General features: G+C 41.7%; 22 protein-coding genes and 1 pseudogene. 8 read left to right on the plus strand and 15 right to left on the minus strand.

Going from position 1 to position 21,846, the window contains the following annotated elements:
• Positions 1-12: 12 nt before the first annotated feature.
• Positions 13-456: a nuclear transport factor 2 family protein gene (locus ACEZ3G_RS09910; protein ID WP_432425328.1), complete on the minus strand. Its 444-nt coding sequence runs from the start codon at positions 454-456 to the stop codon at positions 13-15.
• A 116-nt stretch (positions 457-572) separates the two neighbouring features.
• Here ACEZ3G_RS09910 and ACEZ3G_RS09915 point away from each other — a divergent pair, with 116 nt between their 5' ends.
• Positions 573-986 (plus strand): EthD family reductase, encoded by a 414-nt coding sequence (locus ACEZ3G_RS09915; protein ID WP_432425329.1) that lies wholly within the window; start codon positions 573-575, stop codon positions 984-986.
• Positions 987-1,052: 66 nt separating this feature from the next.
• Here the strand turns inward: ACEZ3G_RS09915 and ACEZ3G_RS09920 are convergent, their stop codons facing one another.
• From ACEZ3G_RS09920 to ACEZ3G_RS09930, 3 genes are all read right to left on the minus strand, one after another.
• Positions 1,053-1,775, minus strand: coding sequence for a hypothetical protein (locus ACEZ3G_RS09920; RefSeq protein WP_432425330.1), 723 nt, complete (start codon positions 1,773-1,775; stop codon positions 1,053-1,055).
• A 178-nt stretch (positions 1,776-1,953) separates the two neighbouring features.
• Positions 1,954-2,964 carry a peptidyl-alpha-hydroxyglycine alpha-amidating lyase family protein gene (locus ACEZ3G_RS09925; RefSeq protein ID WP_432425331.1) on the minus strand — a complete coding sequence of 337 codons (1,011 nt, stop codon included), beginning with the start codon at positions 2,962-2,964 and terminating at the stop codon, positions 1,954-1,956.
• Between the two features lie 23 nt (positions 2,965-2,987).
• Positions 2,988-3,689 (minus strand): hypothetical protein, encoded by a 702-nt coding sequence (locus ACEZ3G_RS09930; RefSeq protein WP_432425332.1) that lies wholly within the window; start codon positions 3,687-3,689, stop codon positions 2,988-2,990.
• A 274-nt stretch (positions 3,690-3,963) separates the two neighbouring features.
• On the opposite strand from ACEZ3G_RS09930, the gene ACEZ3G_RS09935 reads away from it, so the two are divergent.
• Positions 3,964-4,293 (plus strand): YegP family protein, encoded by a 330-nt coding sequence (locus ACEZ3G_RS09935; RefSeq protein ID WP_432425333.1) that lies wholly within the window; start codon positions 3,964-3,966, stop codon positions 4,291-4,293.
• A gap of 433 nt (positions 4,294-4,726) precedes the next feature.
• Here the strand turns inward: ACEZ3G_RS09935 and ACEZ3G_RS09940 are convergent, their stop codons facing one another.
• A complete protein-coding gene (locus ACEZ3G_RS09940) occupies positions 4,727-5,533 on the minus strand; it encodes an energy transducer TonB (RefSeq protein ID WP_432425334.1) in 807 nt (268 codons plus the stop codon).
• Positions 5,534-5,668: 135 nt separating this feature from the next.
• Between ACEZ3G_RS09940 and ACEZ3G_RS09945 the strand changes: the two genes are divergently transcribed.
• On the plus strand, positions 5,669-6,547 hold the full coding sequence (locus ACEZ3G_RS09945) for a winged helix-turn-helix domain-containing protein (protein ID WP_432425335.1): 879 nt from the start codon (positions 5,669-5,671) through the stop codon (positions 6,545-6,547).
• Between the two features lie 152 nt (positions 6,548-6,699).
• Here ACEZ3G_RS09945 and ACEZ3G_RS09950 read toward each other — a convergent pair whose 3' ends face one another.
• From ACEZ3G_RS09950 to ACEZ3G_RS09980, 7 genes are all read right to left on the minus strand, one after another.
• Entirely contained in the window at positions 6,700-7,410 is a 711-nt protein-coding gene (locus ACEZ3G_RS09950; RefSeq protein ID WP_432425336.1) for a formylglycine-generating enzyme family protein, read from the minus strand.
• A 259-nt stretch (positions 7,411-7,669) separates the two neighbouring features.
• Complete coding sequence (locus ACEZ3G_RS09955) at positions 7,670-8,689, minus strand: S41 family peptidase (protein WP_432425337.1); 1,020 nt, start codon at positions 8,687-8,689, stop codon at positions 7,670-7,672.
• Between the two features lie 80 nt (positions 8,690-8,769).
• Positions 8,770-10,128, minus strand: coding sequence for a serine hydrolase domain-containing protein (locus ACEZ3G_RS09960; RefSeq protein ID WP_432425338.1), 1,359 nt, complete (start codon positions 10,126-10,128; stop codon positions 8,770-8,772).
• Positions 10,129-10,307: 179 nt separating this feature from the next.
• Complete coding sequence (locus ACEZ3G_RS09965; protein ID WP_432425339.1) at positions 10,308-10,847, minus strand: dihydrofolate reductase family protein; 540 nt, start codon at positions 10,845-10,847, stop codon at positions 10,308-10,310.
• Positions 10,848-11,061: 214 nt separating this feature from the next.
• Positions 11,062-11,322: a TfoX/Sxy family protein gene (locus ACEZ3G_RS09970; protein WP_432425340.1), complete on the minus strand. Its 261-nt coding sequence runs from the start codon at positions 11,320-11,322 to the stop codon at positions 11,062-11,064.
• Between the two features lie 5 nt (positions 11,323-11,327).
• Positions 11,328-11,633, minus strand: a complete 306-nt coding sequence (locus tag ACEZ3G_RS09975) for a carboxymuconolactone decarboxylase family protein (RefSeq protein ID WP_432425341.1) — start codon at positions 11,631-11,633, stop codon at positions 11,328-11,330.
• A complete protein-coding gene (locus tag ACEZ3G_RS09980) occupies positions 11,630-12,832 on the minus strand; it encodes a S41 family peptidase (RefSeq protein WP_432425342.1) in 1,203 nt (400 codons plus the stop codon). The genes ACEZ3G_RS09975 and ACEZ3G_RS09980 overlap by 4 nt, the downstream gene beginning before the upstream one ends.
• Before the next feature lie 191 nt (positions 12,833-13,023).
• Here ACEZ3G_RS09980 and ACEZ3G_RS17075 point away from each other — a divergent pair.
• Positions 13,024-13,288, plus strand: a pseudogene (locus ACEZ3G_RS17075) (hypothetical protein); the annotation flags it as partial.
• 98 nt (positions 13,289-13,386) lie between these two features.
• On the opposite strand, the gene ACEZ3G_RS09990 reads toward ACEZ3G_RS17075, so the two are convergent.
• A complete protein-coding gene (locus ACEZ3G_RS09990; protein WP_432425344.1) occupies positions 13,387-13,689 on the minus strand; it encodes a type II toxin-antitoxin system RelE/ParE family toxin in 303 nt (100 codons plus the stop codon).
• Entirely contained in the window at positions 13,686-13,928 is a 243-nt protein-coding gene (locus tag ACEZ3G_RS09995; protein WP_024742610.1) for a type II toxin-antitoxin system ParD family antitoxin, read from the minus strand. The genes ACEZ3G_RS09990 and ACEZ3G_RS09995 overlap by 4 nt, the downstream gene beginning before the upstream one ends.
• Before the next feature lie 265 nt (positions 13,929-14,193).
• On the opposite strand from ACEZ3G_RS09995, the gene ACEZ3G_RS10000 reads away from it, so the two are divergent.
• Entirely contained in the window at positions 14,194-16,599 is a 2,406-nt protein-coding gene (locus ACEZ3G_RS10000; RefSeq protein ID WP_432425345.1) for a TonB-dependent receptor, read from the plus strand.
• 4 nt (positions 16,600-16,603) lie between these two features.
• Complete coding sequence (locus tag ACEZ3G_RS10005; protein ID WP_432425346.1) at positions 16,604-17,587, plus strand: DUF4249 domain-containing protein; 984 nt, start codon at positions 16,604-16,606, stop codon at positions 17,585-17,587.
• Between the two features lie 65 nt (positions 17,588-17,652).
• Here ACEZ3G_RS10005 and ACEZ3G_RS10010 read toward each other — a convergent pair whose 3' ends face one another.
• Positions 17,653-18,864 carry a DUF418 domain-containing protein gene (locus tag ACEZ3G_RS10010; RefSeq protein ID WP_432425347.1) on the minus strand — a complete coding sequence of 404 codons (1,212 nt, stop codon included), beginning with the start codon at positions 18,862-18,864 and terminating at the stop codon, positions 17,653-17,655.
• Positions 18,865-19,041: 177 nt separating this feature from the next.
• On the opposite strand from ACEZ3G_RS10010, the gene ACEZ3G_RS10015 reads away from it, so the two are divergent.
• Together ACEZ3G_RS10015 and ACEZ3G_RS10020 are read left to right on the plus strand one after the other, a co-directional pair.
• Positions 19,042-20,208: a vWA domain-containing protein gene (locus ACEZ3G_RS10015; RefSeq protein ID WP_432425348.1), complete on the plus strand. Its 1,167-nt coding sequence runs from the start codon at positions 19,042-19,044 to the stop codon at positions 20,206-20,208.
• Positions 20,209-20,330: 122 nt separating this feature from the next.
• Positions 20,331-21,803, plus strand: a complete 1,473-nt coding sequence (locus tag ACEZ3G_RS10020) for an AAA family ATPase (RefSeq protein ID WP_432425349.1) — start codon at positions 20,331-20,333, stop codon at positions 21,801-21,803.
• Positions 21,804-21,846 lie beyond the last annotated feature (43 nt).

Here is a 21,846-nt window from a genome sequence, read left to right on the forward strand (position 1 = left end):
GAATATTCTCTTTTAATTTTTGGAATGGCTCTGCCAGATGATATTCATGATTTTCCATTGACCATTGACCTTGGCCAGATGAAAAAGGTCGATACCCCATTCAGCGGTCAACTTGCCCGTCGCAGTCTTGTCATTGACCTCATAAATCTCGATTTTCTTGGGCGAATCAACTGTTACCTGCTTACCGTCTTTGTTCCATTTACCGGCAAGATCATAAAGTTGTTGATAGGTCATCGGTAGGTTGTCTTTATACGTACCGGACTTTTCATCGTACCAATACCCGATTTTTCGCAAAGTGGTATCGACACTGCGTTCGATCAATTCGGGTTTGACATCGTATATCGCGTTTACGTAGTCTTCAAGGGCGGATTGTACCAGTGCCTTATCGCCCTGGGCAGAAGTTGAAAATAAACAAAGAAAGAACGATGCACAGAACAACAGTGTTAATTTTTTCATGATATTAGGTTTTTGATGATGAACGCTAAAAATACGACAATTAGTTCGGTAAATAAATCGAGGCCAAAATGAAGCTTTTATCTTATCTTTAAAACAATCTTCAAATCGATCAAACTATGAAAACAAAGCTTAGCATCTTGCTTATAGCGGTTATTCTTCTATTGGGGTTTCAGGGTAATGAATCTTGGGATCTTTCCGATGTTAAAAAGGGAATGGTCAAGGTGGCCATCTTTTATCCCAACGGGGAAGGCAATACTTTTGACATGGACTATTATTCGAACCAGCATATGCCCATGGCTGCCCGTCTTTTCGGAGATGATTTAAAGGCCATGGCCATCGATAAAGGTTTGGGCGGCGGCGCACCCGATACGATGGCCCCTTATGTGGCCATCGGCTATTTTTACTTTGCCGACATGGCTACATGTCAAAGTTTAATGGACACACATTCTGAGGCACTTCGGGCCGACGTACCTAACTATACGAATATTCGGCCTGTGCTGCAGATCAGTGAAGTGGTGACCTCCGATTAATAAGGTTTTAAGATTTGTTGCAGTGCGGTCGATTATACCAATGTAATTTTTAGGCCCACTAAGCACTTAACCGTTACCATTGGGATCAGCTATCGCCATTTTTTTAATATCTTTGAAAATCCAAAGACCGATCCCCATTCGCACTAAAGGCTGCAGGTACGGGTAGATCCATTCATAAGACCAATTCACAAGGGTATTTAGCGAACTCACCCCCAAGTAGTAGCGTGCGAACGAGCAGAGACTCAGCAAACCAATGAACACTAGTGCCGCGCCGATCCATTTTTCCCATTCGTTTTGTTTGATGAATGCCATTCCATAAAAAAAAGACCCTAGACCAAAACCATAGATTACCACAAAATACTTACTATCTGAAATACCATTGGCGGCTTTTATAAGGGTTTCGAACATGGTTTTGCCCAACGCATTCTCGGCCTCGATGTAACCTGGCCGCCATATTTGGTTCAAACTATCGATCAACAATGCCTGTTGGGATATTTCTGTAAACGTCCATAGCAACAAAAAGAACGTTCCCACGATTATTTGAAGGGGATACTTTCGCAATAACATAAAAGCGACTCCCAAAGAAGCCAAAAAATTTACTTGCGGATGGACGAATAGTATCCAAAGTTTGCTTATATAATGCTTGTTTTCATACAATAAGGTTTGTGATTCGAAATCGGTGGCGGCGGGATTTGGCAGAAAAATCAATAAAATAGTTGTCAACGCCCCTAGAAAAGAACAGATTGCGGCAAACCTTAAAAACGTTAGGCAATTACTATTGGTGTTCATGTTTTGCGCGTACTAATTTAAAGTTGTTCTGGAAAATAGAAATAGGGTTTTACAATATAATGAAATCGGACAAAAGTTATCTTTATGCCATCAAATAGCTTCATAGGTAATCGAGTTTCCTTCACATTAATTGAGCGATTGACGACATCACGAAGAAACATATTTAAAGCTTAGGTTTTCAATTACCTTTATCCAAGCGAAATTTTTGGACCTTGTTGTTCAATATATCCCCAACATAAATGCTGCCTTCGTCATCGACCAGCACATCGTGATATCTTGATTTGGGGCCGTCGTAGTGACCCGTTCTTCCAAATTGTATTTGCGGTTCAAAATCCGTATCAAATCGAAAGATATCCGAACCATTGACAATCAGGCCAAAAAGACTGGTCATGTAATCGATTGCGAAAAGATGGCTATTTTCATGGTCTATGGCAACGGAGTACAATTGATCTGATCTTTTATTTTGCCAAAGTGCTAGAAAGTTGCCTTGCGCATCGAACTTCTGGATTCTATTGTTCTCACGGTCGGCCACATAAACATTTCCGTGTTTGTCAAGGTCTATCCCGTGTGGTGTTTTAAATTCTGAATGCCCGTCTCCGAAAGTTCCCCATTCAAACAGATAGGTGCCATCTTTTGAGAACTTGACCACCCTGCTATTGCCATAACCATCACTGACATAAAAAGAGCCGTCGTCGGCTACCGCTATGTCCGTCGGAAGATTAAAGTGTCGGTCGTCATTGCCGGCGATTCGAGCCACGCCCAATGTCATTAAGAGGTTTCCTTCAGGGCTAAATTTAAAAACTTGATGTAGGGCAACGTCGGTGACCCAAATATTATCTTCTTTATCGATTTCAAGTCCATGCGGCATTACGAAAAGGTTCGCACCCCAATTTCTCCTTACCTCCCCGGTTTGTTTGTCGATTGTCAGAATGGTGTTCTCTTGAATTTTGTCTTCAGGCATCGGTTCTTTCCAGACCCTGCCGGCCCTGTGAAAAATAACAATGTTGTTCTCAGAATCAATTCCAAGCCCCGTGGGATTGCCCAATACCAATTCAGGGGGCAATTTTGGCCACTCATCGACCAATATGTAGGTGTCGGTATCCTTAAATTGAGTCGGCTTTCTTTCTGTACATCCGGATAAGCAAATAATCGTTAGAAAGTATACGAAGAATGTTCTTTTAAATTTCATTTCCTTAATCTACCATTTAAACCTTAATTGATAAGGCTCTTTTTGTTTCCTAGACTGTCGACATACTGAATTACCGGATTTCCATCGGGGTCTACATATATCGACAACTTCAATTTGTTTTCCTTGTCCAATAAGAAAAGTCCTGTATCCAAGTTTTCCAATCGACCAAGAAACAGGCGCTTTGGTGCTAGATGTTCAGGGTTGCTCCAAAAGTCATCCATTGCCTTTTGTCGTTCGACCGAATCTTTCATAGCGCGGATCGCATTATACTCTTTCATGATCTGCATATGCGGCTTCTCAGACCGTTCGCTGATCTCCAGACCATACTGTCTGAACCATTTTCCATTTTCTTCATATTCATCTTTGCGCAATACCATGATCTGATCGCTCTTGTTTTGATCAAAGGTCAACATTTGATAACCGCCTTCATCGTCCTTATCGAATACGAGTCCTCCGACTTCATCACCTTCACGATTGAAAAAGATAAGGCCCGGGGTATTTCGTTCGGTATTTGTCGGATTGGTAACCTCACCATTGGTAGTGGCCAAGGCTTGGTCTTTAGGGTTGCTAAGTACAATAAATTTATTCCCATCTTCACCAACGATATCGATGCGTTCCGCCGTCAACTTTTTAAAGTGCGCCGTTTCCTTCTTAAAATGATTGACACCTAGGTAACCGATAATAATCGATAGTAGAAAAAGGTTGATCAAAGGAATTTTTTTCATGAACTATAGTTTAAGTTTCGTTTATAAGATTGATTTGTCAATCGATTGTTACAGTTTTTAAATATTTAATGCACCCGTTCGACCCTTCGGTCAAAAATATCGTTCACCTAAGAACCAAGAAACATCTGTGTCACCTGAATAGCATTTTGAAGGGTCGGCACTGATTATATATAATAATGCGCCTCGAAATTCGTTATTAGCATCAGAAGACAAAGACTTACTTTTTTGTGCTTCAGTACAGACGCTTATATCTTACCTAAAATCTTCAATTAATATGGGAAAATTCGAAATTAAAAAAGACAAGGCGGGCAAGTTCAGATTCAATCTAAAGGCCGCAAACGGATTGGTTATCTTAAGCAGTGAAGCTTACAACACCAGAAAAGCCTGTGATAATGGAATCGAATCTGTTCGCAAGAACAGCAAGGACGATTCTAAATTTGATCGTACAAAAGCGAAAAACGGCAAATCACGATTCAATCTCAAGGCTGCCAACGGCCAAGTTATCGGCACCAGTCAAATGTACGCCGGTAACTCAAGTATGGAAAAAGGCATAGCTTCGGTAAAAAAGAATGCCTCAGACGCACAGGTCGTAGAAAGCCTATAACCTACAGCCTAAATTTACTGGCATATAAAAAAACGGCCTATATGGGCCGTTTTTTTATATATCATAGGTTTACTTCTCAACAGGTAGCAATGCAATGGGTATTGCGTATGGCCATCACATTAGGGTTTTTGTCATATGTGGATAGAAGAAAACCTATTGAAAGATCCGTCATCGTTGACGGGAACAAAGTGTCTTTTTATTCCAAAATAGCAGAGTCGATCCATCATTGGCCGATAGTAAGTAGACTGACTTTAGTAGAGGGTTACAAAGCAAGGCTTACAATAAGCTTTCTATTAAAGATACCTGGCCGAAAATCAATAGTCGTGGACTAGTAACAGCGGTTACCATAAGTCGCAAAAGTTTTGTTTGATATAAAGAAAAAGGCCCCCTTGCCGAAACAAAAAAGCCTTTTTGAATAAAATGGTTCGATTATCTAGCAGCCCATCAACCCGAAAGAGACGACCAATTCTTGCCCCACGGGTCTGCCAGCGGCATTTTTAGCGGGTATCCAAGACCCGGGAAGGTCGGAAATCAACTGAATCATTTTTTCATCGACCTCCGGATAACCTGAAGTCCTATCGAGTCTGATGACTTCAACTGTGCCCTGCTCGGTCACCCTAAAGAAAAGTTTTGCAGGCTGTAACTTCTCGGGGTCGACATTGGCCCATATTTCTTTGCTTTCTTCCTTAAGGTAGGTCATCAGCACTTCTTTGCCCTGCGCATATTCGGCCTGATTTTCTGGAACTATGGTCATATGCGGGGTGCTGTAATCGCTTACAAGTATGCCCGTATTTCCATTTTTTTTCCTATAATCCGCTCGGACTACAAAGTTGGTGGAATAGTCGAAAGACCGCAATAGTTGCAATTGCCTGTCCGTCAAGGCGGCCGTAGTTCCGCTTTCAAGCACTTCGGTTAGTTTTTCATTTTCGAAAAGTAAGATGCCGACGGACTGCACTGAGGCCATAGAGGCCACTACATCGGCATCCAAAAAATCGGAAACGGCCTTTGCGCCATCCACTTTCGTTTTCTTAATGGGGCTGAACCTTGGTCCCACATCATAGATAAAATCAGTAAAGATCTCTTTGTCTTTCGGCCCTAAAACGGGCTCGTTCATGGCGATTTCCTCATTTGAGGCCGCCTCGGCGCGATGGGCTTCCTGATCATTCCAGTTCATAACGCCAAATGCCGTTAGACCTAAGGCTGCAAGTAAAGTGCAAAAAATTAAAATACGTCGTTTCATATCCTATATATTTAAAATTGATTTCTTTCCAAAACTAACGCCGATGGTCGCTATGGTGTGTATTTAAAGTGTAAAATGATGTAAATTTTGTGTAAATGATTATCAATTTGGCCCAAATTCAAATAATTTTGTAGCATGCGGTCAAGACATCTTAAATTCACCCTTTCCTTTTTTATTTGCCTAACGCTGATATTCGTAAGTGGTAATGCCCAAGATTCCCCTGATGAAAAAAGTATTGAAGTCGCTCTTCGCATGATCGGGCATCAGGTACTTCTCAGCTCAAAGGATAGTACCTCCCGTGTCTTACCGATCATAGAGGAAGATGGGCGCTACAGCATTCAGTTTGAATCGGAATTTGAATTCGAGCCCACTAGGTTGGTTTCGATCATTGATAGCATTGCATCGGAAACCGATCTGGCAAGCAGCTATATCGTGGAGGTCGAACAATGCGAAACAGGAGCGGTGGTCTATAGTTTTAAAATGGACGATCTGGAGCAATCTGACATCATTCCCTGCATCGGAAGAATGCAGCCCAAAGCCTGTTATACCCTTGTGTTTACGCTTCTGGCGGGAAACAAGGTCGAGTCTTCGGTACTTCCTGTTATGGCTGAAAATGGTGCCATGGGTTATGGCATGCTGGCTGTGCTTTTCGCCATGTTATGCGGACTGTTGCTTTTTCTTTGGAATCGCAGAAAGACCACGCGAAACGACCCGAATTTGATTCCCTTGGGGGAATACCATTTTGACAAGCGGAATACCAAACTTTTGATCAATCAACAGAAAATAGAATTGACCAGCAAAGAGGCGGACTTACTACTGCTTTTATATACTATGGTCAATAAAACCGTGGAGCGCGAAGTTATTCTGAACAAGGTTTGGGGAGATCAAGGGGACTATGTCGGCAGAACTTTGGATGTATTCATCTCTAAATTGCGCAAGAAACTCGAAGCCGATTCAAACGTGAAAATAGCGAACATTAGAGGGGTAGGCTATAAGCTGATCATGGACGTGTAGTTTTTTCAGTCGGTTCAAACTATGATGATCATAGTTTTTGTTTGCCATTCTGCATAGATAATCGTTACGGGTTTAAAGTAGACCACAAACCTTAACACATAGCACTTTCTTCAACGTAACATATAAAAATCGTGTGTATTCGTTTTTGTATTTTAATTTTTCCTTTCACAAACCACTCTAAATCCGATTGAAAATCCCCATAAATTTGGTTCATGGGTTCGTCTGTGTGAGGATTTCGCATTTTCTGCTCCAAAATACCAACTACCGCCCCGTATTATCTTTTCTTTTCCTTCATAAGGTCCCGTTGGGTTTGTAACCTTACCGGACGAGTAGGGGGCATACCAGTCACTGACCCATTCCCACACATTCCCATGCATATCATGAAGCCCCCATTGATTGGCCGGGTAGCTGCCGATAGATGCGGGACGCTCCAGATAAATCCCTTTTATCGAATACTTTGATTGTATTTTGGGGTTATAGTTGGCCAAACTATCATCAAGTGCCGTTCCAAAGGAAAAGGGGGTTTTAGTTCCCGCCCTGCAGGCATATTCCCATTCAGCCTCTGTTGGAAGACGAAATCGGTATTCGGTCGATAAATCGTTGAATTTGTCAAGAAACAGTTCAACATCATAATACGAAATACTGACTACCGGAAAATCGGGATTGACATTACGAAATGGAGAGGGCTTTTGAGGATGTAGTTCTTTATTTCCCATGATCTTTTGCCATTGGGCCTGAGTCACTTCATACTTTCCAAGCCAATAATCATAGGTTATGTTCACTTCATGTAGGGTTTCCGAATCATTTAAATTCTCATGGTCTCCCATAAGAAAACTTCCTTTTTTTATTTTAACAAACTCCATCCCTAAGATAGGTTCCTTTAAAACAGTAGGGTTATCATCCTCGCAGCCTAACAGGACCAAAAGCAATAGTATACAAAGTAGAGGGTTCGTTCTATTCAATTTTATTCTTACTAATTGAATCTTGCAATAGGCATTCTTTCACTAGTGGTCTTGTATATGAAAGGTAGCGGATTTCAATCATTGTTTTTCGTATTATAACGGACTATAATTTACCTTTCTTTTAAGCAATAAACCGCTATTTTATATGTGATGTTGGCCGTCACTCTTTTAACCATTCGACGGCCCTATTCAATTGCAGATCATTTTCCAATGGAACATCGTGTTGAAATTCGAGATGTTCGTCCACCCCGACCTTCTGATCATAAATGTTGTTATTCCTGTCGGCGAATACATCCTGCGAAATTATGAGTACTATTTCATTATTTATAGGGTCAAAACCATTTCCGGTTGTATATCCTGCGGTCTCTTCCCCTATAAATCTTGTATGATCACGGCCTTTAAAGGCAACGGCTACCATTTCGCCCGAACTTATGGTATATCTGCTTAATAGTACCGCGACCTTCTCTGTTGTTTTTATCTTTGGTAAGTCGTCCATTTCGCAGGCAATTCTACCATTGTTGTTGAATTGCCCGTTTTCAATTTTGTATTGTCTGGTCATTTCATTCCGGTAGTTTGCGGCTCCCCCGATTTTACCTTCGCCGATCAATGGAGCCAAGCCCGAAATCATGGGTTCCATGTTTCCGCCACCATTGAACCTTAAATCGACGATCCATTTATCAACACCTTTTTCTTTTAAGTCCTTTAATCCATTTCGTATAAAATCCGATTGTTCCTTTACATTTCCCGGCCCTATGCCAACGACCTTTAAATAACCGATCTTATCGGGCAGTAACTTATATGTGAATTGTGCAGAAACATCGTTTATTACGGTATTGACAAAATTTGAATTTCTTTCTACGCCATTTTCCTCGGCAATTTCGCCTGTGTAGCTTACGACAATTGAATAATCTTTTGTTGAACGGACTTGTGCGTGCTTATCTCCCAAACTATTTATTAGGTATTGCAAGCCATCTTTGAGTTCATCGACACTTTGTTTGCCTTTGGTCAATTCCAAAAATCGTGCATTCACTTCCTCCCAACTGACCCGATCAGCATACAATGATGTTTCTTTGGCTTTTTGAACAATTGGGTGCAACGGTTCTGCATGCTGGGCATTACCCTTGCATGCGCCCAAACAGAGCATTGCACCAAAAATGACAATATTCAATTTTATCTTCATCGTATTTTTTTGAATTATCTATGACGGCTCTTACATGTAGCATAGCGGCGTTTAGCTAGTACGAACATACGGCCTGTTTTCTAGTTGTTTATTCTATTTGCGAAATCATCATTCCAAGTTTCATCTTCAATTAGAATTGTATTTGAATTTATGAACTTAAATAGTACTGGTTCATCTTCTAAGGTAAATTCATTATTTCCTTTATAAACCATCAATGATTCACCATAATTATCTTTCAAATAAAGTCGGTTCTCTTTCAGGTAAATTTCTAATTTCCCCCCACTTTCATATTCAAACCTCCCAATATAAAACTGAGGATTATCGGGCTTTAATGTTGTGTCCTTTTGTGGGTGCCGATAATCGTCAAAAAAGAAAAGACCAGCGATTTCTTGGGCAAGGCCCCAGTAATGGACTTCGTCAAATTCTCCTTGCCCCAAATTTGAGAGAATGATAATGTCCAATTCAACACTTGGAATACTTAATATTTCCGGGCCGGTTACCCCATTATGGTACCGATATGGAATTCCATTCCGTTCCGGCAACCACCAACCAAGTCCATAACGAAATGAAGCGCCATTGTTTAGTGTGATTCTCGTGAACATTTTTGCCTGCTGTTCTGGACTTAACAATGTATTGTTATTTATAGCGACGATCCATTTAATCATGTCTTCAAGATTAGAGTACAGCCCATCGCCCACACCTATATCTTCTTGTCCAACACGCCATATTTTTGCCAAATTTCCATTTTTTAGTGTATATCCCTCGGCTTGGTTCATGGTCACTTTGGTCTGATCTTCAAAAAAGGTGTTATGCATTTCAAGTGGCTCAAAAATTCTTTGTTTAAAGAATGCCCTATGGTCACCCTTTGTGATTTTCTCGATTACAAAAATGCACAATGAGTATCCAACATTGTGGTATCGAAACTGATTTCCCGCCCTATCAATTATTGTGTCTTTCTTTGCGGAATTCCATAACATCTCCCTTGTTACATGTTTTGGCCAACCCTTTTGCTTTAAACTTCTCCATTCTTCTTCCATTGAGGCCAATCCAGCAGTATGGGAAAGGAGTTGTTTTAAAGTCAAATGTTTCCATTTGTCGGGTAGGGAATCGATGTAATTTTCAATGGGTGCATCAATTTCGACCAAACCATCTTGTTCCAACAAAAGAATTCCAGCGGCAATAAATTGTTTCGTCAGCGAGGCTAAAGCATAGATCGTATTGTTATTGGCTGGTACTTGGTGTTCAACGACACTAAAGCCGTAAGAATTCTTGTGTATAATTTTTCCACTTTGAAAAATGGCGATTGATAACCCCGGAATTTTTCTTGTCACTAGTTCTTTTTCGACAAAAACATTGATAGAATCAATTGTTTGACCATAACTTCCCTGAACGAAGAAGACCAAAATGATCAAATTAATATAATTGAATTTCTTACTCATTTAGTGGAATACAACTAAAGTGTCAAACGCAATTCTGCTACGAGAAAGATAAGATAATAAATTCCATTGCAATTATTCGCTTTCCACATCTGGTCCAATTTTGACCGTAGCTGTTTTTAGGGAAACTTACAGTCGGTCAGGGGCTTGTGCAACGGTTACTCTTGTTGGCATTTCGTATTTTATTTTTTTCGTTTATAGTGTCTCTGTGATACTTGATTTAGAAATGTTTTTGTTCCAATGAGTTCAAATTTCATTTGGTTTGGCAATTCTCCAAACAATGAAGCGCCACCACCTAATAAAACAGGAATAGTTGTCAGTATCATTTCATCGATCAAGTCTGCTTTTAAAAAATTCCTGATTGTTGTTCCACCATCAATGTATAATCTTTGATACCCTTTCTCATGAATTTGCGCTAAAATTTCCGTTAATGTTCCTTTGACCAATAAAACTTTGTCTTTGTGAGAATCAGGGATTTCTTGCAGCTTGTTACTCAATACAAAAACAGGTTTGGTATATGGCCAAGGAACATCAAATCCGATTACAGTTTCAAATGTTGTTCGTCCCATAACAAGTGCATCAATTCCATTAGTGAATTCCACATATCCCATATCATTATTATCAGGATTTGGAATAGAATGTAACCAATCAAGTCCACCATTTTTGTCAGCTATATAGCCGTCTAAACTTGTCGCAATAAATACGCTATTCTTTTTATTCATTCTTTGTTCGTGTTTTTTGTCAATATGAATGCAAACTAAAGGGCTAAACGCAGTTCTGCTACGAGAAAGAAAAGATAATAAATTCCGTAGCAATGATTCGCTTTCCACATCTAGTCCAATTTTGACCGTAGCTGTTTATAGGGACACTTACAGTACCTGTCCGCCAAAACCACTTCAAGTGGTGTAGGAGGAGACTAGCGGGAGCAGGGGGGGGCTACCTGTTCATCATTCTATAAAACTCTTTCAATTCTTGTTTTCGCTCATTGTCAAGTCCGTGCCATCTAATTCCTTGAATTGCACCTTCAAGAGCATAAAGCATATTTATGCAAGCCCCACTATTTTCAATGGTTGCAATCTTTATTATTGCATTTTCACTTCCTAATTGTTTTAACTCTTGTTCGCTTTTAATACCAATTGAATTCAACTTATCTGCAAGAGTTTTTCCAATATTTGGCAATTCTGTAAGTGATTTCATCTCAATTAATTTTCATCAAAACTTTCCAAAACTAATGGCAAATATTTTGAAGCTGCTTTCATTCCAATTACAGATAGTCCCAATAGAACAGTAGTTTTTACTTCTTCTCTTGTTGCTCCTGCATTTTTCGCCATTGGAACGTGCATTTTAACTGCACTTTCATCATCTGCAATCATTTTCATTCCTATATAAATCAGTTGTTTGGTTTTATTATCTAAACCTTCATCTGCAATTAATGATTGGATAAAACCTGCATAAGCCTTTTGAATTTCTGGGGCTTCATCAACAAATGTTTGTAATGTGTTTTTCATATTTTTTCCTTTAAATGTTCTATTGCTTTTTCGAGTTGAGTGTCCTTTCCTTTAAACAAATCTTCTCGTTGTAATTCTACTTCAATGTCGGGTGTAATTCCATTGTTTTCTGGATTAAACCCATTCGGATATTCAAGTTTGTAAATTGGAATTGCTAAAGCAATACTGTCGTTTATTAGGTATCCGTTGCCCCATAACATCTGACCAGGAGTTTGATTTCCAATAATTTTTCCAATTCCTAAATATTGAATTATTCCTGCCATATTTTCCGCACCTGAAATACTCATTTCATCAACTAACAAAACAACTTTGCCTTGATAATTAGTACCAATAGGTTCAATATAATCTTCATTTCTTTCGTTCCTGTTGATATAAGTTCCGTATTTTTTCCTTTCTGAAACAAATCTTCCGAGCAACAATTTCATTCCTTCAATTGAACCACCGTCATTTCCTCTTAAATCAATGATTAAGCCCTTTGATTTATTTACTTTTTGTAAATCATTTAATACGTGTTCTAAATCAGCAGGATTAAAAGCATTAAAAGTTAAGTAAGCAATGTCTTCTGAAATAAAAAAACTCTGTGAATTTAGGTAAGCAAGAGGCATTACTCCACCTAATGATATTCCATTTAGTCGTTCTGTCCGTTTTAATATCTTAGAATGAGATTTATTATTCTCATCCCAAAAAACTATTTCAATATTTGTACCTGACTGTCCGTAGGTGTGCCTTAATACTTCCGCTGTAAGATGAAATTTTTTATTCCTGTCATTAAATGGTGGTTTATATTTTACAAGCTTCTCAATTTCCGATAATGTTAAATCATCAATTTTTTCGATTATGTAACCAGCCTTAATATTAGCATTATCTGCTGCGGAGTTCTTTATGACTTTAGTGATTACAATCTGATTTTCAATAATTCGGATATCAATTCCTATTTCGCCAGAACTAAAAATGTATGGTGAAACTGCTTTGTCTAAATCAGAGAGTAATCCAACGCCACAATGAGAACTGTTAAGTTCAAATAGCATTTTGTTTAGTAATGAGAAAAGAGTATCGTTATTATTACAATCTTCAATTTTGGTTTTGTATTCAATGTGCTTTTCATTCCAATCAATTCCATTGAAAATTGGGTCATAGAAATGCTGATTTACATTCCCCCAAACTTGTTCAAATATTTCAACTCTTTCACTCTTTTTCATTCCTTTCTCATGTGATTGACAAGAATTAAAAAAAAGAGAAATACTCAATACTATTATCAATTTTATTTTGCTCATGGTCTTTTCTTCAAATTGCCTCCATCTAAAGGGCTAAACGCAGTTCTGCGAATTTTACGGAAATATAGTGAAATCGGGCAACTATCGTTCTGGAATTTGTCTGTTAGCGCATTACCGTGTTCGGCACGCGGACCCGGTTCATGGGCCTGAGGAAGGTAAATACCATAGGGCTCGCACAGGCGAACAAGGTGATGCACCTCTCGGCGATCGCCTACAATACTTAGAATGCTCAGTACGGGCCTGAAGAAGTACCTGAAATTCGACCAAAAACGGGCAAAAAGCGGGGCGGGGAAACTTGCTTTGGAAACAACGTTCAAAAGCGTCCTTCAATACCTGTTCGGTCCTTCGATAGGGCCTCGAATATCGGACTACATCTTCTGAGCCGACAAGAAAAAAGCCCCGTAAAAGGGCTTATATCGAACTGTTCCATGGTCGGTCAGGGGCTTGTGCAACGGTTACCATTGTTGTGTGCAGTTTTTTTATTTCAGCCGTTTTTTAATATCCATTCGTTGGTGTAAAATTCTAACAATTTCCACGATATCATTTTCCACTTTTCTATAAAAAATCAAATGTGATTTTATTTTGGTCACACGATAATTTTTTCGAGTTTGTTCTGCTGATTTTCCTGTCATATAGTTATCAGCAATAAATTCAATTTCCGTAATTATCAGGTCGTAATATCTGTCAGCTTGTTCTTTAGACCATTTGTTAAGAGTATAAATCCAAATTTTATCTAAATCCTCAATCGCTTGTTGACTTATGCGATATTTATTTTTACTCATAAGTGTTTACGATGTAATTCTTTCAGATGCTGTTTTGGGTCAAAATTTTCAACAAATCCGCTATTTTCTCCAACTTCGAGCGCTTTAATCAGTTCTCTTTCTTTTTTTTCTTCACGTTCTAACAATCGTAATGCGGAACGAATTACTTCGCTAACCGAACCATATCTTCCAGATTTGACCTCTTCTCTGATAAAATCCTCAAAATGATTTCCGAGTGATATTGATGTGTTTTTTCCCATTTTGACTCTAAATTTATTCAAATATACCAAATCTTGGTAACGTAGGCAAATTGCACGCAACGTAGAAATATGATCATTAATCATATATCCATTATAAGATTCTTACAAATCTAATTCTTTTTAGTCCGTTGAAAAGCCTTACGCACAATCAGTTATTGCATACTTTTTAACAAAACCCATTGGCTCACATTATTAAAAAGCCAAACCCCATGCAACCCTTCATTTTTTCCATTGTCTCTAACAACGACAACAAATCAATCAAAAAATGGAGAAAAGCAATCCACCTATCTCAATTCGTTTTACAATCTGGCTTTTATGGGGCTTATTTTTTAGCTGTGCCGCAGGCATGGCCCAGACCAACTATACGATCAACGGCACCGTTACCGATAAAAGAAATGGCGAGACCCTTTTTGGGGCCTCCGTTTTTCTAAAGGGCACGACCATCGGGGTAGTGACCAATGAATATGGCTTTTATTCGATCACGGCCCCAGAGGGCACATATACCTTGAACATCTCGTATATGGGGTATGCCGAGATCGATCAAGACATCACCCTGAACACCAATCAAAAAATCGATTTCGAGATTTCGGAGTTCTCGACCCAACTCGAAGAGGTCATCGTCTCCGCCGACGAACCCGAACGGGCAAGTCTTAGAAAACCCGAGATGAGCGTGGCCAAGATGAACATTGCCACAGTTAAGCAAATGCCGGTGGTCTTGGGCGAGGTCGATGTGCTGAAATCGTTACAGATGCTCCCGGGCGTGACCAACAACGGCGAAGGTACGGGCGGTTTCCATGTGAGAGGAGGAGCAGGGGACCAAAACTTGGTCTTGCTCGACGAGGCCATTATCTACAACACCTCGCACATGTTCGGCTTCTTTTCGGTCTTCAACGCCGATGCCATCAAAGATGTGAAACTGTACAAGGGCGGTATTCCCGCACGCTTCGGGGGTCGGGTATCCTCCGTGTTGGATGTCCGCCAAAAAGACGGCAACAGCAAAAACCTGGCACTTACAGGGGGTATCGGGATCATCTCGAGCCGTTTGGCCGTTGAGGCCCCCTTGTTCAAGGAAAAAGGGTCCTTTTTGGTCGCAGGGAGACGCTCCTATGCCGATGTACTGTTAAAAGCGGCGGGCAAAGGAAAGAATACGGTAAGTTTCTATGACCTGAACCTTAAGACGAATTACAATCTCAATGCCAACAACCGCCTTTTTCTTTCGGGCTATTTTGGTAGGGATACCTTCAAGTTCGGCCAAAATTTCAATGCCAGCTACGGTAATACTTCTGGAAATTTGCGCTGGAACCATATTTTTAACGAAAAACTATTTTCGAACCTCTCGGTGATCGTCAGCAAATACGATTATGACCTTGGGCTTACTTCGGGGGAGTTCGATTGGCTTTCCTCCATCAACAATTACAATATTAAATACGACCTGAAATATTACCTGAGCGATAAATTCAAGCTTGACTTTGGCGCCAGCGGCATTTACTACGATTTTGACCCGGGGCAGATCAGGCCTACCTCTGAGACCTCTGCCGTCAACTCCATGAAATTGGACCGTAAAAAGGCTTTTGAAAGTGCGGCCTACGTCAATGCCGAACACAAGTTGACCGAAAAGCTGACCGTACAATACGGCCTGAGGTACAGTAGTTTCAACCGTCTTGGCGGGCAGGCTTTGCAAGAATATGCGAACGATCGCCCCGTGGTGTACAACGGCGGGCTTGGCATTTACCAGCGGGGTACCGCTATCGGGGAGACAGAATACGAAAAGGGCAAATCGATAATCCGTTATGGGAACCTGGAGCCAAGGGCATCTTTGGCGTACCAATTGAACGAGGCTTCATCGCTAAAGGCGGGATACTCACGGGTCGCCCAGTACATTCATTTGCTTTCGAACACCGCTTCGGCAACCCCTTTGGATGTTTGGACCCCCAGTGGAAAATTCGTCAAGCCGCAATTGTCGGACCAATATGCTTTGGGCTATTTTAAAGATTTCAAGGACCAGCGCTATTCCTTGGAAACCGAAGTGTACTACAAAACGGTCGATAACCGCATCGACTATATCGACGGATCCGACCTGATCGGACAGAATACGATCGAGACCGAAATCCTGAACGGGGAATCAAGGGCATACGGCCTCGAAGTGTTACTTCGAAAAAACGAAGGAAATTTGACCGGATGGCTCGCCTATACGCTTTCAAAATCGGAGCAGCGAACGCCCGGTGGCAAGGCCGGGGGATTGGGCATCAACAACGGCAAATGGTACAATACGCCCTATGACCGAACCCATGACATTTCGGTAAACGGGGCCTACAAGCTCAACGATAAATGGAGTTTTGGGGCCAACTTTGTATTTCAGACAGGGCGGCCGGTAACGTATCCGAACGGGCAATATGAATATGAGGGCATTTCGGTAGCCAGTTATGCCGATAGAAATTCAGATCGTTTGCCCCTGTACCATCGCCTTGATTTTTCCGTCAATTATATTCCCAACCGAAGGCCTGATAAACGATTGAAAGGCGAATGGGTGTTGGGCATCTACAATGTGTACAACCGGAAAAATGCCGCCTCGATTTCCTTCGGGCAGAATGTCGAAACTGGGGCCAATGAAGCGACCCGTACCGCAATTTTTGGAATCGTCCCTTCCATAACCTATAACTTTAAATTTTAAGCATATGGATAAGAATAATGAACACATCGCATGGTTTGACCGAATTTATGTTTTGAACAAAAGATCGAAATCCTTATCCTTTTCCTCCTGTCCTAAAGGATGGAATAAAGATTTCTCCAATTATCCCTTTAGGGAATGGGGAAGAATTGGAGAAATCCTAATAGGCATATTTGTTTTAGCACTGGCCCTTATTTCCTGTGAAGATGTCATCGATGTGCCCGTACAGACGGCGCCGACCAGATTGGTCATTGAAGCGTCGTTGGACTGGGAAAAAGGCACTACGGGAAACGAGCAGACCATTCGGTTGCGAACATCCACTCCCTTTTTCAACACCACCGAATACACCAATGTAACGGGTGCGTCGGTCAAGGTAACGAACGATTCGAACGGTACGGAATTCGTATTCGAAGACCAGAACAACGGCGAATACCATACGAGCGGATTTATTCCTGTACTGGGGCAGTCCTATACCTTAGAGGTTGTGCATAATGGCGAAACTTATAATGCTACCGAAACCCTGAATGCCGTCCCTGAGATTACGGATCTGTACCAAGACGTTGAAGATGGTTTTGATGACGAGGTGCTTGAATTGCATGTGGTATTTACCGACCCGCCCGAGGAAGGCAATAGTTATTTTTTTAAGTTTCAAAAGCAGGGGAAACGCCTACCGGATTTGGAAGTCGGTCACGACGAATTCGTCAACGGCAATGAAATCGATTGGTGGTACGAACTCGAGGAGGATGATGATACCGATGAAAAGGAGGCCCTAGCTCCCGGGGATGTTGTCGGCATTGAAATGTATGCAATCTCGGAAGCCTACAAGGACTATATGGAAATTCTCATCGAACAGATCGGTGGGGTCGGACTTTTTGAGACCACACCCGTATCGATCAAGGGAAATTGTATCAATTTGACGAATCCTGATAACTATGCCCATGGCTATTTCAGGCTTACGGAAGTCAATAAAACAAGCTATACGTTTGAATGAAAGACGAGATAAGAAGTATAAGATTAAGGAAACACGATGGACTGTGAACTTCTCAACCCGTACCGCTAATTTTTCTTGCGCATCGGGAAAACCTTGAAGAACGTAAGGCTTCTCCATAACCACTCCAGCGGACCGTAATGAAAGTATTGCAACCAAAGCTTGCTTATCCACACTTGCAGGATGATAACAACAATGGCGATCAAAAAGGTATACCTGTTTTGCAGTTCCCCGAGATAGCCCAGCCCCCAACCGAAGAGCAATGCGGTGCCCACGATGCTCTGCAGCACATAGTTGGTCAAGGCCATTCGACCATATGGTGCCAATTGGGCCAACCATTTTTCAGGCCTGGCCTTACGATACAGCATAACAAAAAGGGCAATATAGATCAGGGTCATGGCCAAATTGGCCATATCCATTCCCGAGAGTCCGACCATGGCGATGTAATTGTCCAATTGTGCTTCAGGGCCCAAACTCATAAAGGCCGCCGCTATAATTCCAATGGAAACGACCAATAGAACAGAGGCCCAGATCAGTATTCGCTTGGTCAGTTTTTTTTCTTCCCTAAAGCGACTGAAAAATCCGGACCGCCCAACGAACAATCCCACCAAAAAGAAAGCGAACGTAAAATAGCCCCTTCCGAAAACTCCGTATTGAGCGTTCATTTTGTCTAGGTGGCCTTCCCAGGCATTGGTCGCAAAGACATCCCAAAGACTACCATTTTTAAGGGTGTTGTAATATTCCAAAACACGCGGTGCATCTTGGTCCGTTGGGTCGACATCAAAAAACAGGTGATCGCCCCCAGTGAAATGGAATATGATATACCGGCCCAAACCAAGGAACAGTACGGCCGAAATGCCTAGTACCCACTTGTTGTCCATTTTATAGAATGGTATTAGAAAAATACCGAGCATCGCATAAATGGTCAAAATATCACCCCGATAAAAAAGGCTGTGCACATAGCCGATGAGCAATAGCAAGACCAAGCGCCAAAGGAATCTTCCGCCAAAAGCTACTCCTTTTTGTGCACCTCTGTCCATTTGAATGAAAAAACTGAGTCCGAATAAAAAGGAAAAGAGTGCTATAAATTTGCCGCGTAGAAAAATTCCGATAAAGGCATCGACCACCTGATCGGGCACTCCAGCGCTGACAGCCTCATAGAAACTGGCCGGAGCTGCCGCACCAATATACTGTTCTACCATATGGCAGATCAATATTCCGGCAAGTGCAAAGCCGCGAAGGGCATCGATGATTTCGATTCTCTCAGTTGAAGTTGACATATCCGTTGGTTCAAACTGTGGTTAATAGACCGCGACTTTGGCAATTATGTAACAGATTCTTTAAATAAAGATAGATCATATTTAGGTTGTACGCCGTTTTTAACACTTCATAACAGGCAGACCGTTAACTTTTCTTAAAAAGGCTTCGCATTTTATAGAATGTAGTATTTTTATGAGATGGCTATGATGACAAGAAAAGGGTTTCGGTTTTCGACCTACGAAGCTCCGGAACTGACCCCCTTCGATAAACTTTTCGATATTTTTCAAGAATTGATCACCCATACTTCGGGCGATTTCGATGAGGCCATCGACTGGTTGCGCGAACTCGACAAAGAATATGAACTGACCGATGACGACTATACCATTGACGATTTCATAGAGGATTTAAAGGCCAAAGGATATATTCGCGAAGAATTCGAGGATGGCGGAGGCCAAATGGGCGAGGAAGGTGAAGAAGGCGATGACGGCACCGGCAAGGGAGGAAAGATTTCTATTACCGCAAAGATGGAACGTATCATTCGGCAACGTGCCCTCGACCAAATTTTCGGAAAATTGAAGCGCAGCGGGGCCGGAAACCACAAGACCAAAAAATCAGGGATAGGCGACGAGCATACGGGCGATTTTCGTGAATACCGTTACGGCGATGGTCTTGAAAATATCTCTATGACAGAAAGTTTGAAAAATGCCCAGGTCAATCACGGTATCGGCAATTTTTCTTTGGACGAAAACGACCTTGTCGTTGAAGATACGGCACATAAGGCCCAGATGAGTACTGTGCTGATGATCGACATCAGCCATAGCATGATCTTATATGGCGAAGACCGGATCACGCCCGCCAAGAAAGTCGCTATGGCCTTGGCCGAGCTGATTACGACAAGATATCCAAAAGATACCTTGGACATTCTCGTCTTCGGGAACGATGCCTGGCCGATTCCCATCAAGGATCTGCCGTATCTGAAAGTCGGTCCCTATCACACGAATACCGTGGCCGGATTACAATTGGCGATGGATATGCTGCGAAGGAAACGCAATACCAACAAGCAGATTTTTATGATCACCGATGGCAAGCCCAGTTGCTTGAGGCTTCCCGACGGCAACTATTATAAGAATAGTGTGGGCCTTGACGACTATATCGTGGAGAAATGTTACAACATGGCGCGCCAGGCCCGAAAACTGCATATTCCCATTACGACTTTTATGATCGCCCAAGATCCGTATCTGATGCAGTTCATCCGCCATTTTACCGAAGCGAACAAGGGCAAGGCTTTTTTCACGGGATTGAAAGGATTGGGCGAAATGATTTTTGAGGATTACGAAAATAACAGAAGGAAAAGATTGAAGTAAGTAAGAATTTTTATTAAAAAGTACAAATCAAAGATGAAATGTCACGCTGAGCCAGTCGAAGCGAACTAGAATCTTAAAAAGTCTTCGACAAGTACAGACTGACGATGAATACAAAAAAGTATATGAAGTTAGATACCAACAAAATCTCCACGCTAGGAGAACTAAAAAGGGCCGGTTACCAAAGCAAGAGCATCAAAGATGAATTGCGGGATAATCTGCGAGACAAAATAAAAAACGGGGAAGAAACTTTTTCAGGCGTTCACGGCTATGAAAATTCAGTGATACCTGAATTGGAGCGGGCCATTCTATCGCGGCACAACATCAATTTGTTGGGACTTCGCGGACAGGCCAAAACGCGCTTGGCGCGTTTGATGGTCAATCTGCTGGATGAATATATTCCCGTGGTCGAGGGCTCCGAGATCAACGATGATCCCTTGGCGCCCATGTCGCGATATGCCAAGGAATTGATCAAGGAAAAAGGGGATGAAACTCCCGTTTCGTGGTTGCATCGTGACGAACGTTTTTATGAAAAGTTGGCTACGCCCGACGTGACCGTGGCCGATTTGATAGGCGATGTAGACCCCATAAAGGCGGCGAACCTGAAGTTGTCGTATGCCGATGACAGGGTCATCCATTTCGGGATGATCCCCCGTGCGAACCGTTGCATTTTCGTAATCAACGAACTGCCAGATCTGCAATCGAGAATCCAAGTGTCGTTGTTCAATATTTTGGAGGAAGGCGACATACAGATCCGCGGTTTCAAAATAAGGCTTCCGTTAGATCTGCAATTCGTCTTTACGGCGAATCCTGAAGACTACACCAATCGGGGAAGTATCGTCACGCCTTTAAAAGATAGGATAGGATCCCAAATTTTGACGCATTATCCCGATGACATCGAAACGGCTCGAAAGATTACCGAACAGGAATCCAATTTAGATAAAAGGCAGACCGACTCGGTATATGTCCCTGATATAGCAAAAGACCTGTTGGAACAGATTAGTTTCGAGGCCCGTAACAGTGAATATGTCGATGCGAAAAGTGGGGTGAGTGCCCGTACCAGTATTACCGCCTTCGAAAATCTCTTGAGTACGGCCGAACGTAGGTCTTTGTTGACCGGAGCGGATTCCACTTCGGTGCGTTTAAGCGATTTTTTGGGGGTAATCCCCGCGATTACCGGAAAAATCGAACTGGTGTATGAGGGCGAGCAGGAGGGAGCCGATGCCGTGGCCGAAATATTGATCGATGATGCGGTAAAATCGTTGTTTCCCGAATACTTTCCAAAGATCAATAAACTGGAACGCAAAGACGCGCAGACGCCTTATGACGATTTGTTGTCGTGGTTCTTTCAACAAAGCGAAGGTTTCGAATTGTTGGATGATTTCACCGATGAGGAATACAAACGAACGTTGGACCGTATTCCCGAATTGAATCGTTTGGTCAAGGAATACCAACCGGATTTCCCGAAGGAGGACACGTATTTCTTGAAGGAATTGTTGCTCTGGGGGCTCGTTTCCCATAAAAAATTGAGCAAACACCGTTTTTCGGAAGGCTATCAGTTCAAAGATCTCTATGGAAGCTTTATTAGTGGATTATAAGAAAACAAGAAACCCCGACATTCATGTCGGGGTTTCCCTTTCA

Origin of the sequence: Meishania litoralis (assembly GCF_042611095.1) — a bacterium.
In the GTDB taxonomy this organism is placed as follows: Bacteria; Bacteroidota; Bacteroidia; order Flavobacteriales; family Flavobacteriaceae; genus Meishania; species Meishania litoralis.

Coding starts and splice junctions, on each gene's coding strand:
- ACEZ3G_RS09910 (WP_432425328.1), bottom strand. CDS start 456: ATGAAAAAATTAACACTGTTGTTCTGTGCATCGTTCTTTCTTTGTTTA.
- ACEZ3G_RS09915 (WP_432425329.1), top strand. CDS start 573: ATGAAAACAAAGCTTAGCATCTTGCTTATAGCGGTTATTCTTCTATTG.
- ACEZ3G_RS09920 (WP_432425330.1), bottom strand. CDS start 1,775: ATGAACACCAATAGTAATTGCCTAACGTTTTTAAGGTTTGCCGCAATC.
- ACEZ3G_RS09925 (WP_432425331.1), bottom strand. CDS start 2,964: ATGAAATTTAAAAGAACATTCTTCGTATACTTTCTAACGATTATTTGC.
- ACEZ3G_RS09930 (WP_432425332.1), bottom strand. CDS start 3,689: ATGAAAAAAATTCCTTTGATCAACCTTTTTCTACTATCGATTATTATC.
- ACEZ3G_RS09935 (WP_432425333.1), top strand. CDS start 3,964: ATGGGAAAATTCGAAATTAAAAAAGACAAGGCGGGCAAGTTCAGATTC.
- ACEZ3G_RS09940 (WP_432425334.1), bottom strand. CDS start 5,533: ATGAAACGACGTATTTTAATTTTTTGCACTTTACTTGCAGCCTTAGGT.
- ACEZ3G_RS09945 (WP_432425335.1), top strand. CDS start 5,669: ATGCGGTCAAGACATCTTAAATTCACCCTTTCCTTTTTTATTTGCCTA.
- ACEZ3G_RS09950 (WP_432425336.1), bottom strand. CDS start 7,410: ATGGAGTTTGTTAAAATAAAAAAAGGAAGTTTTCTTATGGGAGACCAT.
- ACEZ3G_RS09955 (WP_432425337.1), bottom strand. CDS start 8,689: ATGAAGATAAAATTGAATATTGTCATTTTTGGTGCAATGCTCTGTTTG.
- ACEZ3G_RS09960 (WP_432425338.1), bottom strand. CDS start 10,128: ATGAGTAAGAAATTCAATTATATTAATTTGATCATTTTGGTCTTCTTC.
- ACEZ3G_RS09965 (WP_432425339.1), bottom strand. CDS start 10,847: ATGAATAAAAAGAATAGCGTATTTATTGCGACAAGTTTAGACGGCTAT.
- ACEZ3G_RS09970 (WP_432425340.1), bottom strand. CDS start 11,322: ATGAAATCACTTACAGAATTGCCAAATATTGGAAAAACTCTTGCAGAT.
- ACEZ3G_RS09975 (WP_432425341.1), bottom strand. CDS start 11,633: ATGAAAAACACATTACAAACATTTGTTGATGAAGCCCCAGAAATTCAA.
- ACEZ3G_RS09980 (WP_432425342.1), bottom strand. CDS start 12,832: ATGAAAAAGAGTGAAAGAGTTGAAATATTTGAACAAGTTTGGGGGAAT.
- ACEZ3G_RS09990 (WP_432425344.1), bottom strand. CDS start 13,689: ATGAGTAAAAATAAATATCGCATAAGTCAACAAGCGATTGAGGATTTA.
- ACEZ3G_RS09995 (WP_024742610.1), bottom strand. CDS start 13,928: ATGGGAAAAAACACATCAATATCACTCGGAAATCATTTTGAGGATTTT.
- ACEZ3G_RS10000 (WP_432425345.1), top strand. CDS start 14,194: ATGGAGAAAAGCAATCCACCTATCTCAATTCGTTTTACAATCTGGCTT.
- ACEZ3G_RS10005 (WP_432425346.1), top strand. CDS start 16,604: ATGGATAAGAATAATGAACACATCGCATGGTTTGACCGAATTTATGTT.
- ACEZ3G_RS10010 (WP_432425347.1), bottom strand. CDS start 18,864: ATGTCAACTTCAACTGAGAGAATCGAAATCATCGATGCCCTTCGCGGC.
- ACEZ3G_RS10015 (WP_432425348.1), top strand. CDS start 19,042: ATGGCTATGATGACAAGAAAAGGGTTTCGGTTTTCGACCTACGAAGCT.
- ACEZ3G_RS10020 (WP_432425349.1), top strand. CDS start 20,331: ATGAAGTTAGATACCAACAAAATCTCCACGCTAGGAGAACTAAAAAGG.